Raw genomic sequence first — 15,530 nt, 5'->3', positions numbered from 1 at the left:
GCTTTTTTAATAACATTAAATTATAACCTTAATTAGTATGAAAAAAATTTTATCTGCTTGTTTTATCGTATTCACTGTACATCTGGCAAATGCTCAGATTACACTTACTTCAGCAAATAATTATGAGATCGGTGACAAATTTACAAGTCGTGAGTATGATGGGTCCGCTCTCACTGTTGGTGAAATAAACACTCCAGCTACTTCCAGAGATTTTTCAGGTTTGACTGAAAACAGCTCTTATACTAATGAAGTAGTAGCTGTTCCTTCAGGTGATGTTGCTACTTACCCTAACGCGAATCTTGCACTAAAAGCAGTTAAAGCAACAAAAGATGAATATCAGTATTATGAAGCTACTACAAATGATTTGATTAACTGGGGATACAAAAATACGGATATTGGAAATGCTGTAAATACAGATGGTTATAAATATCTTACTTATCCGTTTTCCCTTAACAGCACTTTTACAGATAATTTTAGCGGTACGGCGACCCTTTCGTTTTCGGGATTTTCCGGTAGCTCAACAAGAACTGCAACTGTTACCTCCATTGCAGATGAAGAAGCTTCTCTGGTTCTAAATAACGGAGTCACTTATGAAAAAGCTTTAAGGATCAAAAATGTAGCAACTATAACAGATGTAGTAACGATATTTCCATTGCCTACTCCTGTTACTGCAACAACGAACATTACTTCGTTTACCTGGTATACTCAAACTGCAAAATTTCCCGTACTGACAATAATCTTTTCCGAAACAAATATACCTGGATTTGGAACTCAATCTCAGGTTTTATTTATTCAGAATGCAGTAGAGCCTGCGACAGGAATTGCATCGCTTGAATTGTCTAAACAAATAACTCTTTTCCCAAATCCTTCAAACAGTCAGATAAATTTAACTTATGGCCTGAAAGAAGCGACTCAGTTAAAAGTGAATGTAAATTCAATAGATGGCAAATTGGTTAAGACACTGTATGAAGGAAGACAAACAGCCGGAGATCAGCAGATCTTTGGAGATGTTTCAAATCTGCAGAAAGGAATGTATTATGTTGAAATAATTGCAGGTGAGAGAAGGCAGATTTCTAAGCTTGTAATTGAATAATAAGTTATAATTAATAAGATTGTAAGTAATAAGTGCTCAAGTTGATTTATTCTTAAAACTTATTACTTACAACTTTTAACTTTATTCATATTCCACATAATTCTCCCACTTCTCAATCGCATCTTTAAAATCCTGAGGAAGTTCTGAATCAAATTGCATAAACTCTTTGGTAGTCGGATGAATAAAGCCTAATGTTTTTGCATGAAGCGCCTGTCGCGGAATAATGCTAAAGCAGTTTTCAACAAACTGCTTATACTTTGAAAAGCTTGTCCCTCTTAAGATTTTATCACCTCCATAAGTCACATCATTGAATATGGGGTGCCCTAAATGCTTCATATGCACCCTTATCTGGTGTGTCCTTCCCGTTTCAAGGTTGCATTGAATTAAGGATACATATCTGATATTTTTCAATACCTTATAGTGAGTAATGGCATGCTTGCCTGTTTCACTGCCCTCCGGATATACAGCCATAACTTTACGGTCTTTCAGACTTCTTCCCATATTGCTCCTGATTGTTCCGGCATTTTCTTTTGGTTCACCCCAAACCATGGCAATATAAGTTCGCTCTATAGTGTGGTCGAAAAACTGTTTGGCCAGATAGGACATGGCAAATTCAGTCTTGGCGATTACAAGCAGACCGCTAGTGTCTTTATCAATCCTGTGAACTAATCCCGGTCTGATCTCTCCATTTCTGGATGTTGGAAGATTCTGGAAATGATATGCCAAAGCATTTACAAGCGTTCCTGTCCAGTTGTTATATGCCGGGTGCACTACCATTCCCGGAGGCTTATTGACGATCAGCAATTGATCATCTTCGAAGACAATGTTCAGCGGAATATTTTCAGGTATTACAACGTCCTCTCTGGGAGGATGAGGGAGAGAAACCGTAACAACATCCAGAGGCTTTATTTTGTAACTGCATTTTGTAGCCTTGTCATTGATTTTAATCGCTTCCGACTCTATGCCATTCTGGATTTTGTTTCTGGTAACATTGGGCAGACGATCCATCAGAAATTTGTCAATTCTGATCGGAGCTTGTTTTTTATCTATTTCAATCCTAAAATGCTCATACAGATCGGCATCTTCTGAAAGTTCGTCATGGTCATTCTCAATTTCCTCAGTCATAAAACCTCGCCGCTTTTTTTATTCTTAAAATTGCCGCAATTTAGCAATAAACCAGTTTAAAAGTTAGGTTAACAGTGAATCCAAAGCCATTTCTTCAGGAAATAAATCACCCACTTTGTCAGGAAAAAAATGTCAGATTTTCTATTTGGAGGGAAGATTTAAATCACCCATGCATTTCGGGTAATAAATATTGGAAACTGAAATACAACCTTGAAAGGGCTAAAGAATTGAGCAATAAATCTTTACTGACTTTTGGAGGAGCACATTCCAATCATATCTATGCATTTGCGGCAGCAGGTAAAGAGTTTGGTTTTGAAACAGTTGGGGTAATCAGAGGAGATGAGTGTCGGGAATTAAGCCCAACCTTAAAATTTGCTACAGAATGTGGAATGAAGATTTATCAGGTTTCCAGGGAGCAATACCGAAAAAAAACAGAACCAACATTTTTAAGCGAGTTGGCGGAAAAATTTGGAAGTCCTTTCATAATTCCGGAAGGAGGAAGCAATGAGTATGCAGTAAAAGGATGTGCCGAAATGATTGAAAATCTGAAATGCTCCCCTGATTTTTTATGCAGCCCAGTAGGAACAGGAGGGACATTGGCAGGAATTATCAAAGGAATGAATGGAAGGCCGAAGATATTGGGCTTTTCTGCGCTAAAAGGGGGAAGATTTTTGAAAAATGATATTGAAAATCTCCTTGGTGATGAAATTTTTACAAACTGGGAAATTATAGATCAATATCATTTTGGCGGTTATGCCAAATGTACTGCTGAACTGGCATCTTTCATTAAAGAATTTAAAAGGCAATTTAATGTTCCACTGGAACCGATTTATACAGGCAAAATGGTTTGGGGAATCCTTGATCTGATAAGCAAAGATTTTTTTCCAGAGAATTCTGAAATTATAGCCATTCACACTGGCGGCCTTCAGGGCCTTAAAGGTTTTGAGGAAAAAGGGGTTACTTTTTCATAACAGGAGTAATTCTATACTTAGGGGGAAAATATTAAATGGCTTGGAAATTTCTGAGCTTAAAGTTGTATTAAATCATCGATCGAGAAAAGGCAGATTATTAAATTTAAAATTAATTTTAAGTCATTAAAAATCTGTTAATCATTATAATCAATAACTTAGTTATATCATCGAGTGAATTGATTAAGACTGACACTTTTTTAATGCTTAATCCCAGTTTAATTTTTATAATTGCAGTATAAAACAATCTTTGGGCAAAACTCTTTTTGAGCAAAGGCTTTGAGCCTGTGTCATTTTATGAATACATACATTGAAAAAAACAAAGACAGATTTCTTTCAGAGCTGTTTGATCTGTTGCGAATTCCCTCTGTAAGTGCTGATAGCAAATACAAGCAGGATGTGCTCAAGGCCGCAGATTTCATTAAAGACAAGTTATTAGCAGCCGGGGCAGCTAAAGCAGAAATTTGTGCAACGAAGGGGCATCCTATTGTTTATGGAGAAAAACTTATTGATCCTAAAGCTCCTACAGTTTTGGTGTATGGTCATTACGATGTACAGCCTCCCGATCCTCTGAATCTTTGGAATAGCCCCCCATTTGAGCCCGTGATAAAAGATGGCAGGATTTATGCGCGAGGTTCTTGTGATGATAAGGGGCAGATGTACATGCACATCAAGGCACTTGAAACCATCCTGAAAAACAGCGAATTAAACTGCAATATTAAGTTCCTTATAGAGGGTGAAGAAGAAATAGGTTCAGACAATCTGGATACTTTCGTAAAAGAGAATAAGGAAAAGTTAAAAGCTGATGTGGTTTTAATTTCCGATACATCGATTATTTCCGAAGATTGTCCTTCTATAACTGTTGGCTTGAGAGGATTGTGTTATCTTGAAGTTGAGGTTACCGGTCCTAAAAGAGACCTTCATTCAGGCATTTATGGTGGAGCAGTGGCAAACCCGATCAATACTTTGTGTAAAATGATTACTTCTTTGAAAGATGAGAACAATCATATCACCATTCCGGGATTTTATGATGATGTAAAAGAGCTATCTGCAAAAGAGCGAGAGGAATTGAATAAAATCCCATTCGATCTGAATGATTACAAAAAAGAACTTGACATTGAAGATATTGAAGGAGAAAAGGGGTATACCACAATTGAAAGAACTGGTATTAGACCAACCCTGGATGTAAACGGAATTTGGGGAGGTTATACTGGCGAAGGAGCTAAAACCGTTCTTCCTTCGAAGGCTTTTGCAAAAATTTCCATGCGATTGGTGCCTGGACAGAATTTTGAGAAAGTTACAAAGCAGTTTAGCCAGCATTTCAAAGCTATAGCTCCTAAATCAGTGAAGGTGGAAGTACATCCGCATCATGGAGGAGAGCCGGCTTTGATACCGACGAACTTTCCTGGTTATGAAGCAGCAAGTCTGGCAATAGAAGAGGTATGGGGTAAAAAGCCTTTGCCGACAAGAGATGGAGGCAGTATACCAATTGTAAGTTTGTTTGAAAAGGTATTGGGTCTGAAAACAGTATTGATGGGATTTGGACTGGATGAAGATGCTATTCATTCGCCGAATGAAAGTTATAAAGTAGATCATTACTTCAAAGGAATAGAAACGATCACTTTATTTTATAAGCACTTTAGTGCGCTCAACAAAGGAAAATAAGAATAGAGATTTAATTACTGCACCAATTATTTTATGAAGATCAGGATTTTAATTTTCTTTTTAATGCTGGGTATTTCTGCGAGTCTGATGGCCCAGATAGAAAAGCCAGTTACATGGAGTACTACTATTTCAAAAAAGGAAGTAAAGGCGGGTGAAATAGTAGAACTGATATTTACAGCTCAGATCAAATCAGGATGGTATTTGTATTCAAGTGACTTTGATCCGAATCTTGGTCCGAATGTAACGGAAATTGAAATCGAAAAAGATCCATCATTTGAAGTAGTTGGAAAACTTATATCAGTAGATTCCAAAAAGAAATATGATTCCCTTTGGGGTGGAGAATACAGATATTTTAAAGGCACAGGAGTATTCAAACAAAAAGTAAAAATCCTTAAAGATAATCCTGTGATCAAAGTATCATTGAATGCACAGGCCTGCACGGATGTAAGCGGAAAGTGCGTGCCTGTGAGCGGAGAGTTTACTTTTGATGGAATAAAAGTTACAGCGGGCCAAGTAAAAGAGACCCCTGCTCCGACTAATCCTAAAACACCGAATAAACCAACAGGTGCACTGGATAGGAATTCATCAGTAGCAGAGCTTGAATTACAAAAATCAAAATTGATTACACGTACCCCTGATGGTAAAGACGAATCCATTGAAGTATTGAAAACATTTGCGAGAAAATGGGGAAATTAAAGTTTATAAAGTCATTATTTTTTTCTCTTCTGTTTATTCTTCCTATAGTTTCCTTTTCACAAGGTACTCCTTCAAAAGAAGAATTAAAGAAAGCAAGTGAGCATATTGAAAAGCTCATCGAGAGAGATAGTTTGAATAATCTGATTATTCAGGAGCTGAAGTCGCAACTTGACGGATCGGCCAAAAAGGATTCTAGTCTATATACAAGAACAGTTGAAAAATCACCTGCACCAACGGCGCTTGAAAAGCTTGAGAGAAAGTTTAAAAAACGAAATAGTGGTCCGGGGCAGGTATCATTGCTTGCTTACATAATAATTTCATTTGGCGCTGGGTTTATTGCATTGTTCACACCATGTGTTTTTCCGATGATCCCTATGACTGTGACCTTCTTTACAGGAGGGCATCAAAAAAGATCTGAAGGGGTTAAAAAGGCGATCATTTATGGATTGTCCATTATCCTATTGTATTTTATCATAGGCTTGTTATTTGGTCCTGCGCTTGCAAATTTGCTGAGTACCCATTGGTTGCCTAATGTTATTTTTTCGGCAGTATTTGTGGTTTTCGCCCTTTCTTTTCTTGGAATGTTTGAAATTACTTTACCAGCATCAATCGTTAATAAGGCGGATGAGCAAGCAGATAAAGGAGGATATTATGGGGTTTTCTTTATGGCGGTAACCCTCGTTTTAGTTTCCTTCTCTTGTACGGCCCCTATTGTTGGAAATATATTAGTAATGGCCTGGTCAGAAGGGCAGGTGCTAAGGCCAGCCTTAGGAATGTTAGCCTATTCAACTGCATTTGCTGTGCCATTTTCATTGTTTGCCTTATTTCCATCATGGTTAAGCAAGCTTCCGAAATCAGGCGGATGGTTGAATGTTATAAAGGTAATTCTAGGTTTTATAGAACTGGCACTCGCCCTTAAATTCCTAAGCATTGCGGATCAAGTTTACCATTGGGGCATTTTAGACAGAGAGGTCTATATTGCTATTTGGATCGTGTTATCTGTTTTACTAGGATTATACCTTTTAGGTAAGTATCAACTTCCACATGACAGCGCTTTGCATAAGATAAGTGTCCCAAGACTTTTATTGGCAATAATAGCTTTTTCTTTCGCAATGTATTTAGTGCCGGGATTATTTGGTGCACCATTAAAAGCATTATCAGGTTATCTACCTCCTATGTCTACTCATGACTTTGATTTGCCTGGAATCGTTCGGGAATACACCAATTCACATGAAGCTTACATTTGTGATGAACCCAAGTATGCAAGTTCAAATAAGAAGCTTCCACATGGTCTGAATGGCTATTATACATATGAGCAGGCGAGAGAATGTGCTAAGAAGAAAAATCTACCGCTCATGATTGATTTTACAGGCCATGGTTGTGTCAGTTGTAGAGAGATGGAGGCAAATGTCTGGTCGGATGCAGAAGTTTTGAAGTTGTTAAGTAATGACTTTATTATTGCTTCTTTGTATGTGGATGATAGAACGAAACTTGACTCTTCAGATGTCTTTGTTTCTAAGTTGGATGACAAGAAGAAAACAACTTTAGGTCAGAAAAATGCAGAATTGCAGATAATGAGATTCAAAAACAATGCTCAGCCTTACTATGTACTTATTGATCCGTTTACTGAGGAATTGTTGGCTGAGCCTACGGCCTATGATCCAAGTGTTACTAATTTCCTTGATTTTCTTCATGAAGCTATCTCCAACTTCAGGGCAGATCACCCAAAAGAGTAATTTGATCATGCAAACTAAGGTTATTAAAAAAGCTGTTCTTGAAAACATTCCTTCTGCTTCCGGTGTCGAGGTGGTAGATGGAATGATTTATATCATTGGAGATGATAGCAAGTATCTGTTCAAGCTGAAATACAATCTTGAGCTTCTTGAAAAGATTGAATTGTTTAAGTCTGATGCTGAATATAAAATCCCCAAAAGTGAAAAGCCGGATCTTGAGTGTATGACTGTTGTTACCATTAACAGCTATAAGCATTTACTCATCTTCGGTTCAGGCTCTACAGATAAAAGAAATAAAGTCTTTCTAGTTAAGCTGCCTACCAGGTATAACAAAAACCACTTTGTACAACAGTTTGATCTCACGGAATTTTATAAGCTACTTCAAAGTAATTATGAAATTACTGGGGGCGAGTCTCTAAACCTGGAAGCTGCTGCGTCGGATGATCAGCATTTGTATTTGTTTAACAGGGCCAACAGAAAAGGAAGTAATTCGGTGATGGTGATCAAACTGGAGGAGTTTATTCCTTATTTGTGTGAAGGGTCACAATTAGTGCCTTTCCCTTTTGTTAAGACCTATCATTTACCACAAATTGGTGGAGTACCATCAGGTTTTTCTGGAGCATCTGTATTCGGGAAAAGGCTTTATTTCACTGCAAGTGCCGAAGATACAGATAATGCTTACCTTGATGGTATTGTGGCTGGAAGTCATGTAGGTATTTTTGAGCTTGGAGAATTCGACTATCTGAGAGGAGGTATGAATAATCTTCTTCCGGCTGAGTTTCAAATGGGTCCGATCGACGATAATGGACAAATGTATAAAGGTAAGATCGAATCCATTTCAATATTTGAAGAGGAATCTTCCAAAGAGACAATAGCCATTGCTGTAACAGATAATGATGCTGGTGATTCTGAGCTGTTGATGCTTTCTGTGAATTTTTAAGAAATCTATTTTTTCCTTTGATAGGATTGTTTGTGATAACCCTCAATGGGTTGTTCTGCTAAATTTTTACTTTCTTTTTTAAACTCCCCAAACATTTCTCTGAAAGCCTTGTTATACAGATTGGCAATTTTTTATTGTTATAAATAACATGGTGTTAACGCCAGGTTAATATTTGCCTTATAATTTGTCTTTTCATGAGTCCAAGTGTAGCATTAACATGTTAAAAACATACAAATCAGTAGGCATTAACCTTTTGCTTTTTATCATAATTTCTTTTCCTGCTTTAGCGCAACGTTTTCAGCTTACGAAAGAATATGATGGCTCCGGAATTATTCTGCCAAAGGGCGTCCGCTATGACCAACTATTTAGGCAAGGAGAGATTGTAGTAAATGTTAAAGGAGCTAAGACAACTTCAAAAGGAGAACATGATTATAGTTGTTTTATTCCAAAGGGAAAAAATGGCATTGATGGTTTTCTGTTTGTATCTCACGAATCTAATGACACAAGCGCAGCATTGGGAGATGGAGGGGGGGCAACCGTTTTTGAAATAAATAAAATTGATGGAAGATGGATTAATAAAGGTGCTTTTAATGCTGTTGATTTTTCAAAGGTTGGTGGTACTTTTAAAAATTGCAGCGGTGCTTTAACTCCTTGGGGAACTATCCTAAGCGCTGAAGAATTTCCGCCAGCTTCAAATGCAGAGCTGTACAATGATGGGAGTGGTTGCAGAGATACAAGTGATTTTAATGGGATGAAAAGATATCAGAATATGGGCTGGGTGGTAGAGATTGATCCTGTTTCAAAATCTGCTTTAAGAAAATTGTATGCAATGGGAAGATGCTCCCATGAAGGCATTTTACTTATGCCGGACAGTGTTACGGTTTATCTTACAGATGATTTTACACCCTCAGTGTTTTATAAATTTATCGCTGAAAAGGCAGGTGACCTATCAAAAGGAAAGCTGTTTGCATATCAGCAAAATGCTAATGGAAACGGAGGTACCTGGATACATCTTCCTTCAGATATGAAATCATTGATTGAATCAAGAAATATTGCCTTACAGCGGGGTGCAACAAGTTTTGTACGCATGGAATGGCTTACGCTTGTTGATGGCAAGATATACATATCAGAAACAGGCCAGGATGAAATCAATTTGGATAAATCGGCTATGATAAACTCCACATGGGCGAATCATATACAAGCTACTAAAAATGAAAAAGGGGAATACGATTATCCGTTTGGAGCTGTTCTTGAATTCAATCCTTCCTCTAACTCAATTAAACCTTTGATCTCCGGAGGCAATGGGCTTAAAAATGCTGACAAACACTTTTCTAATCCTGATGGGATTACCTATGCTAAGTTAAAAGGTAAGACATATCTGGTTATAAATGAAGATATCATTAAAAACACAAGGGGCAGAGTGCCCGAAGAATTTCTTAAAAGAGACAAAGTTGTAAATGAAATCTGGTGGCTTGATCTAAGCATTAAAAATCCTGTAGTAGATGATCTGAAGAGGTTTTTGATAGCTCCTGTAGGTGCGGAAACTACCGGAGGTTATTTTACCTCAGACTACTCGACCTATTTTCTGAATGTCCAACATCCTGACACTGATAATCCTGAGCCATTCAACAGGTCTGTAACCATTGCAGTAGGACCGATAGTGAAGAAGAAAGGAAAGAATAAAAGATAACCTTTTTTTGTGTTTTTGACCTTTATTTCTGAATTTATACAAAAGTTTTGTTTAAGTGAGGCTCATTTCACATCCTGTCTTATGTAATTATTATGTCACTTATAGATGCAATGCAAGTTGCTCCTTTTGTGATATTTGGGAAAAACCTTCTCCATATGTTACTCTTGAGCAAGCAAAAGCTAACTTCAGGGATCTTAAAAAACTTGGAGTAAAAGTAATTGATTTCACAGGAGGTGAGCCATTATTGCACCAACAGCTTGACCAACTATTGTCTCTTGCAAAAGACATGGGATTTATTACAACTGTTACCACTAATACACTACTATATCCTAAATATGCAGAGAAATTAAAGGGCAAGGTTGATATGCTACATTTCTCACTTGACTCTGTGCATAAAGCAGAACATGATAAATCAAGAGGTGTGGCATGTTATGACTTCTTTGTAGAATCAATAAAAATAGCAAAGGAAATCGGAGAGCGGCCTGATATCTTGTTTACAGTATTTGAGAAGAACATTGATCAGATAGAGGAGGTTTATAAAAGGTTCGCCTTGCCGAATGATCTTCTGCTTATCCTTAATCCTGTATTTGAATATAACGGTGTTAATACTAATGGCGGCCTTTCGGATATTGCCTTAGCTCGACTGGAAAAGATAGCATCAGAAAAATTAATTTATCTCAATCAGGCATTCATCGCTTTGAGAAGACATGGTGGAAATCATATTGATAATCCGGTTTGCAAAGCTGCAAGCACTACCATTGTGATTTCACCTGAGAATAAACTTTTGCTACCATGCTATCATCTCGGAATGGAGGCTCTTGATATTGGTGATAATCTATATGACCTTTATACATCAGAGAAAGTACAAAAACTTGTAAAGTTGGAAGGAAGGTATGAACAGTGTGAAGGTTGTGCAATCAATTGTTATATGCAACCTTCTTTTGCAGTTGATATAACAAAATATTTCTGGATGGCGTTACCCAGTACATTGAAGTATAATATTATTAAAGGAACCTGGAAGAAACTTTTAAAGCGTTAAGCTGAAACTTACGTAGAGACGCCGTGCATGGCGTCTCTACGTAAGTTTCGAAAGATTGTAAAATTTTGGTTGGATTTTTAAATTACTTTAAACTTGACTCTTTCTCTGTCAGCATCAACTTGATCTCGTTTAGTTTTAACAATGCCTCTACTGGAGAAATAGTATTAATATCTAATTTTTTAAGTAGTTCTCTTGCCTTCTCATAACCTGGATCTGAAGGCTCGAATAGTTGCAGTTGAAAGTTGTTTTTAGGTATTTCTTTAATTTTGTCATCACTATTGTTACTTACCTTTTCTTTCTCCAGATGGTGCATAATTTCATTTGCTCTTAACACTACCGGGTTTGGCATACCAGCCATTTGGGCCACGTGTATACCAAAGCTATGTTCGCTTCCTCCTTCTTTCAGTTTTCGCATAAACACTACTTTGTTGCCCACTTCTTTCACAGAAACATTGAAGTTTTTAATTCTAGGAAAATCATTGGCAAGCTGGTTAAGCTCGTGATAGTGTGTTGCAAATAAAGTTTTGGCTTTATATTTAGGATGGCTGTGAAGATATTCCACAATAGACCAGGCTATAGATATCCCGTCATAGGTGCTTGTTCCTCTTCCGATTTCATCCATCAGTACAAGGCTTCTTTCGCTAAGATTGTTGAGGATGCTTGCAGTTTCCGTCATCTCCACCATAAATGTAGATTCCCCTTTTGATAAGTTATCGGAAGCACCAACACGGGTAAATATTTTATCAACCAGTCCTATGTCTGCTGCAGATGCAGGAACAAAACTTCCTATCTGTGCCAGCAGGACAATTAAGGCAGTCTGTCTTAACAATGCGGACTTACCGGCCATGTTTGGTCCTGTAATGATGATGATCTGACAACTTGAATCATCAAGGAATATGTCATTAGGAACATATGATTCGCCGGGAGGCAACTGTTGTTCAATTACCGGATGGCGGCCTTCTTTGATTACAAGTCCCTTGCTTTCGTTTATTGTTGGCTTTACATAATTGTTTGAAACAGCAGTCTGTGCGAATGAAGAAAGGCAGTCAATCACAGCAATAGCCCTTGCATTCTGCTGAACTGGCAATACATAATCTTCTGCAAAGATTACCATTTCATTGAATAAGCGCTGTTCAATCTGAAAAATCTTATCTTCTGCATTAAGGATTTTTTCTTCGTAGTTTTTAAGTTCTTCTGTGATATATCTCTCTGCATTCACAAGCGTCTGCTTTCTGATCCAGTCAGTTGGAACCTTGTCTTTATGAGCGTTTGTAACTTCAAGGTAATATCCAAATACTTTGTTGTATGCGATCTTAAGTGAACTAATGCCTGTGCGCTCAACTTCTCTTTGTTGAATCTGGATGAGGTAATCTTTTCCACTGAAGGCAATTTTTCTTAATTCATCAAGCTCTTGATTAATGCCATCCTGAATGATGTTTCCCTGGTTGGTAACAACCGGAGGATCATTCTTAATCTCTTTGTTTATTTTTTCAGTAAGTAATTCGCAGTTGTTCAACTGTTCTGCAAGCTTCTTCAGCGCCTCAATACTGCTTTGTTCAAGAATTGCTTTTACCGGTTTGATATGCTCCAGTGCTCTTTTAAGTTGCAGCATTTCTCTTGGATTAACCCTGCGAACAGCTACTTTTGAAATAAGTCTCTCTAGATCTCCGATATGTCTTAGCTCCTGCGTAAGGCCTTTTAAAAGATCTTCATCTTTGACTATAGCATCAACTACATTTAATCTTTCTTCAATCGGTTTCTTTTCTTTCAGAGGAAGAAGCATCCACTTCTTAAGCATCCTTCCTCCCATAGGAGTAAGTGTTTTATCAAGGATTTGAATTAAAGGTATTGCTTCTGTATTTTGAGGGTAGACAAGTTCAAGGTTCCTTGCTGTAAAGCGATCAAGCCACATGTATTTTTCCTCTTCTATTCTGGAGAGGTTAACAATGTGCTTTACTTCTTTATGTTCTGTCTCTGCGAGATAATAAAATACAGCTCCTGCAGCAACTATACCTTCGGGAAGATTCTCCACACCAAATCCCTTTAATGATGCAGTGCCAAAGTGTTTTGTCAGAAGGTCATAGCCGTAGTCATAAGAATAAACCCACTCATCAAGACAATAGGTATTATACTTGTCTCCGAAATGTTGTTCGAATAATTGTTTTTTAGCTTTGGAATAGATTATTTCCGAAGGATTAAAGTTGATAAGAAGTTTTTCTATATAAGAAGTATCTCCTTGAGCTGTAAGAAATTCTCCTGTGGAAATATCTAGGAATGATATGCCTGTAAAATCCTTTCCAAACTGAACAGAAGCCAGGTAGTTGTTCCTTTTAACTTCAAGTAGGTGGTCGTTGAAAGACACGCCCGGTGTTACCAGTTCTGTTACGCCTCTTTTCACAATACCTTTAACTGTTTTAGGGTCTTCAAGCTGATCGCAGATCGCTACACGTTGTCCTGCTCTTACTAATCTTGGAAGGTAAGTATCAAGGGAGTGATGGGGAAACCCGGCAAGTGCAACTTCAGAAGCCGTTCCATTACCTCTTTTAGTCAGCGTAATTTCGAGGATTTTACTAGCCTTAATTGCATCCTCTCCAAATGTTTCATAAAAGTCACCCACCCTGAAAAGTAATAAAGCTCCCGGGTGTTTTGCCTTTATAGCGTTATACTGCTTCATCAGAGGCGTCTCTGAAAACGATTTGGTCTCACTCATAATAAATTATTTTAAAACGATGCTGGAGAACGGATTAAGCGTTAAAAGCCTTTCTGTTCCAATCTTAAATTTACGGTTTTTGCTGTTTACCTCCTTTTTTATCCATTGATTGTGAATAACTTTTTATCCCTCATCAATAAATGGCCACTGAAATTCCTGTTAATCACTAAAATCAATCACATGCGTTTAATCCTAATCATTTGATTGCCTGTAAATTTTTTTAATGCTCAATCCCGGTTTATTTTTGTTGCCTTAAAAGTAACTATATGAAAAAACTTAAACTTGATGAGTTGAACCGCCTGAGCGTTGAAGAATATAAAAGTGCTGATAAACATCCTGTTGTTCTGGTGCTTGACAATATCAGAAGTATGCACAACGTGGGTGCTGCGTTCAGAACCGGTGATGCTTTTAAAGTTGAAAAGGTCTATTTGTGTGGTGTTACAGCCAGACCTCCTCACAGAGAGATTCATAAAAGTGCTTTGGGAGCAGAAGATTCCGTTGCATGGGAATATTATTCAAAAACCTCTGATGCAGTAACAAGGCTGAAAGAAGAAGGATATGTAATTGCCTCTATCGAACAGGCACAGGGCAGTCAGATGCTTCAGGATTTTACTCCTGATAAAAATAAAAAGTATGCCTTTGTATTTGGCAACGAAGTATTTGGAGTAGAAGAAGATGTAATTGCTTTGACAGATATTTGCCTTGAAATTCCTCAGTTTGGGACCAAGCATAGCTTTAATGTCTCAGTTACGATGGGGATTGTTTTATGGGATTATGCTACAAAGGTGGTTTTATAAACGCTGTGAATTTAACTTTTTTAATATTTTTTTATCTGTATGAAAAAAATATATATGAAGATGATTGAGATGAGTTAATACTTTGTCATAAAATATATTTTAGATTGCCATAAAAGTTTTAACATAAACCAATATGCTCAATCTTAGACTATTATTCCTTCCTTTTGTGCTGTTTGTTTCAGCATCATTTATATTAAATTCCAAATCCGGAGAGCCAACTCTTGAAAAGAAATGGGAAACAGAAGCCATTCTGAAAACTCCCGAATCGGTGATCTATGATGAAAAAAGAAATGTATTGTATGTTGCGAATATCAATGGCGACGGATCAGCTCATGATGGCAATGGCTTTATAACGAAGCTTGGTACAGACGGGAAAATCACAGAATTTGAGTGGGTCAAAGGATTAGATGCCCCAAAGGGTATGGGTATCGTTGGAAATAAATTATATGTAACAGATATAGATAAAGTTGTTGTTATAGATATCCAATCTGGTAAGATTGAAAATTCATATAAGATCGAAGGGGCAGTTTTTCTGAACGATATTACTACAGATGCATCTGGCAATGTTTATATATCTGATTCTTCAAATAAAAAGATTTATTTACTGAAAGATGGTAATTCAAGCTTATGGCTGGAGAATAATTCATTTGAGAAGCCCAATGGTTTGCTAGCCCTTAAAGATGGCTTAAGAGTGATAGATATGAAGGGTGGTAAGTTTTATAATGTTTCTTATGATAAGAAGAATGCTGAAGTTATTGCAGAAAACGTTCCTTCAGGCGATGGCATAGTTGAAATTACTAACGGCGTTTACTTGATTTCAAACTGGAACGGTGAGGTCAATTATATTAAAGGTAAAACTGTCAGCAAATTACTTGATACTAAAGAGCAAAAAATTAATTCGGCTGACATCTGGTATATTCCGCAGCAGAAATTGGTTTTGGTACCAACCTTTTTTGGGAATAAATTGGTGGCCTACACTTTTGTTGGCAATTAAAATATTTGCAGGGCACAAAACAGACCTTTGTTTTGTGCCCTGATTTTATATTCCTCTTTTAAATTGCTTATTTTTCAAAT

12 protein-coding genes are annotated in these 15,530 nt (G+C 37.2%); 10 read left to right on the top strand and 2 right to left on the bottom strand.

Features of this window, described 5'->3' with window-relative positions:
• The first annotated feature begins 37 nt into the window (after nucleotides 1-37).
• The gene (locus K350_RS0104685) at nucleotides 38-1,093 is read left to right on the top strand and encodes a T9SS type A sorting domain-containing protein (RefSeq protein WP_028978910.1); all 1,056 of its coding nucleotides are present in this window, start codon (nucleotides 38-40) and stop codon (nucleotides 1,091-1,093) included.
• Nucleotides 1,094-1,174: 81 nt separating this feature from the next.
• On the opposite strand, the gene K350_RS0104680 is transcribed toward K350_RS0104685, so the two are convergent.
• Nucleotides 1,175-2,218, bottom strand: coding sequence for an RluA family pseudouridine synthase (locus tag K350_RS0104680; RefSeq protein WP_028978909.1), 1,044 nt, complete (start codon nucleotides 2,216-2,218; stop codon nucleotides 1,175-1,177).
• A 74-nt stretch (nucleotides 2,219-2,292) separates the two neighbouring features.
• On the opposite strand from K350_RS0104680, the gene K350_RS0104675 reads away from it, so the two are divergent.
• The 7 genes from K350_RS0104675 (at nucleotide 2,293) to K350_RS0104645 (ending at nucleotide 10,949) form a co-directional block, all read left to right on the top strand.
• Nucleotides 2,293-3,189, top strand: a complete 897-nt coding sequence (locus tag K350_RS0104675; protein WP_028978908.1) for a 1-aminocyclopropane-1-carboxylate deaminase/D-cysteine desulfhydrase — start codon at nucleotides 2,293-2,295, stop codon at nucleotides 3,187-3,189.
• A gap of 294 nt (nucleotides 3,190-3,483) precedes the next feature.
• Complete coding sequence (locus K350_RS0104670; RefSeq protein WP_028978907.1) at nucleotides 3,484-4,851, top strand: dipeptidase; 1,368 nt, start codon at nucleotides 3,484-3,486, stop codon at nucleotides 4,849-4,851.
• A 33-nt stretch (nucleotides 4,852-4,884) separates the two neighbouring features.
• The gene (locus K350_RS0104665) at nucleotides 4,885-5,547 is read left to right on the top strand and encodes a protein-disulfide reductase DsbD domain-containing protein (RefSeq protein ID WP_081670893.1); all 663 of its coding nucleotides are present in this window, start codon (nucleotides 4,885-4,887) and stop codon (nucleotides 5,545-5,547) included.
• Nucleotides 5,535-7,283: a protein-disulfide reductase DsbD family protein gene (locus K350_RS27420; RefSeq protein WP_051312871.1), complete on the top strand. Its 1,749-nt coding sequence runs from the start codon at nucleotides 5,535-5,537 to the stop codon at nucleotides 7,281-7,283. Before K350_RS0104665 ends, K350_RS27420 begins: the two co-directional genes overlap by 13 nt.
• Nucleotides 7,284-7,290: 7 nt before the next feature.
• Nucleotides 7,291-8,220, top strand: a complete 930-nt coding sequence (locus K350_RS0104655; RefSeq protein ID WP_028978905.1) for a DUF6929 family protein — start codon at nucleotides 7,291-7,293, stop codon at nucleotides 8,218-8,220.
• A gap of 217 nt (nucleotides 8,221-8,437) precedes the next feature.
• Nucleotides 8,438-9,910 (top strand): PhoX family protein, encoded by a 1,473-nt coding sequence (locus tag K350_RS0104650; protein WP_028978904.1) that lies wholly within the window; start codon nucleotides 8,438-8,440, stop codon nucleotides 9,908-9,910.
• Between the two features lie 55 nt (nucleotides 9,911-9,965).
• A complete protein-coding gene (locus K350_RS0104645) occupies nucleotides 9,966-10,949 on the top strand; it encodes a radical SAM protein (RefSeq protein WP_028978903.1) in 984 nt (327 codons plus the stop codon).
• Nucleotides 10,950-11,031: 82 nt separating this feature from the next.
• Here the strand turns inward: K350_RS0104645 and mutS are convergent, their stop codons facing one another.
• The gene (mutS, locus tag K350_RS0104640; RefSeq protein ID WP_028978902.1) at nucleotides 11,032-13,659 is read right to left on the bottom strand and encodes a DNA mismatch repair protein MutS; all 2,628 of its coding nucleotides are present in this window, start codon (nucleotides 13,657-13,659) and stop codon (nucleotides 11,032-11,034) included.
• A gap of 266 nt (nucleotides 13,660-13,925) precedes the next feature.
• On the opposite strand from mutS, the gene K350_RS0104635 reads away from it, so the two are divergent.
• Both K350_RS0104635 and K350_RS27415 read left to right on the top strand, forming a co-directional pair.
• Nucleotides 13,926-14,456 (top strand): RNA methyltransferase, encoded by a 531-nt coding sequence (locus K350_RS0104635; RefSeq protein WP_028978901.1) that lies wholly within the window; start codon nucleotides 13,926-13,928, stop codon nucleotides 14,454-14,456.
• 133 nt (nucleotides 14,457-14,589) lie between these two features.
• The gene (locus K350_RS27415) at nucleotides 14,590-15,450 is read left to right on the top strand and encodes an SMP-30/gluconolactonase/LRE family protein (protein ID WP_051312870.1); all 861 of its coding nucleotides are present in this window, start codon (nucleotides 14,590-14,592) and stop codon (nucleotides 15,448-15,450) included.
• The last annotated feature ends 80 nt before the right edge of the window (nucleotides 15,451-15,530 follow it).

It is taken from the genome of Sporocytophaga myxococcoides DSM 11118, assembly GCF_000426725.1.
Classification (GTDB): domain Bacteria; phylum Bacteroidota; class Bacteroidia; order Cytophagales; family Cytophagaceae; genus Sporocytophaga; species Sporocytophaga myxococcoides.
Note: the sequence above shows the minus strand (reverse complement) of the source record. Positions and strands in the feature narration are given on the sequence as shown.

Bases quoted from the DNA above. Each gene is read 5' to 3' on its own strand.
- K350_RS0104685 (WP_028978910.1), top strand. From the start codon at position 38: ATGAAAAAAATTTTATCTGCTTGTTTTATCGTATTCACTGTACATCTG.
- K350_RS0104680 (WP_028978909.1), bottom strand. From the start codon at position 2,218: ATGACTGAGGAAATTGAGAATGACCATGACGAACTTTCAGAAGATGCC.
- K350_RS0104670 (WP_028978907.1), top strand. From the start codon at position 3,484: ATGAATACATACATTGAAAAAAACAAAGACAGATTTCTTTCAGAGCTG.
- K350_RS0104665 (WP_081670893.1), top strand. From the start codon at position 4,885: ATGAAGATCAGGATTTTAATTTTCTTTTTAATGCTGGGTATTTCTGCG.
- K350_RS27420 (WP_051312871.1), top strand. From the start codon at position 5,535: ATGGGGAAATTAAAGTTTATAAAGTCATTATTTTTTTCTCTTCTGTTT.
- K350_RS0104655 (WP_028978905.1), top strand. From the start codon at position 7,291: ATGCAAACTAAGGTTATTAAAAAAGCTGTTCTTGAAAACATTCCTTCT.
- K350_RS0104650 (WP_028978904.1), top strand. From the start codon at position 8,438: ATGTTAAAAACATACAAATCAGTAGGCATTAACCTTTTGCTTTTTATC.
- mutS (WP_028978902.1), bottom strand. From the start codon at position 13,659: ATGAGTGAGACCAAATCGTTTTCAGAGACGCCTCTGATGAAGCAGTAT.
- K350_RS0104635 (WP_028978901.1), top strand. From the start codon at position 13,926: ATGAAAAAACTTAAACTTGATGAGTTGAACCGCCTGAGCGTTGAAGAA.
- K350_RS27415 (WP_051312870.1), top strand. From the start codon at position 14,590: ATGCTCAATCTTAGACTATTATTCCTTCCTTTTGTGCTGTTTGTTTCA.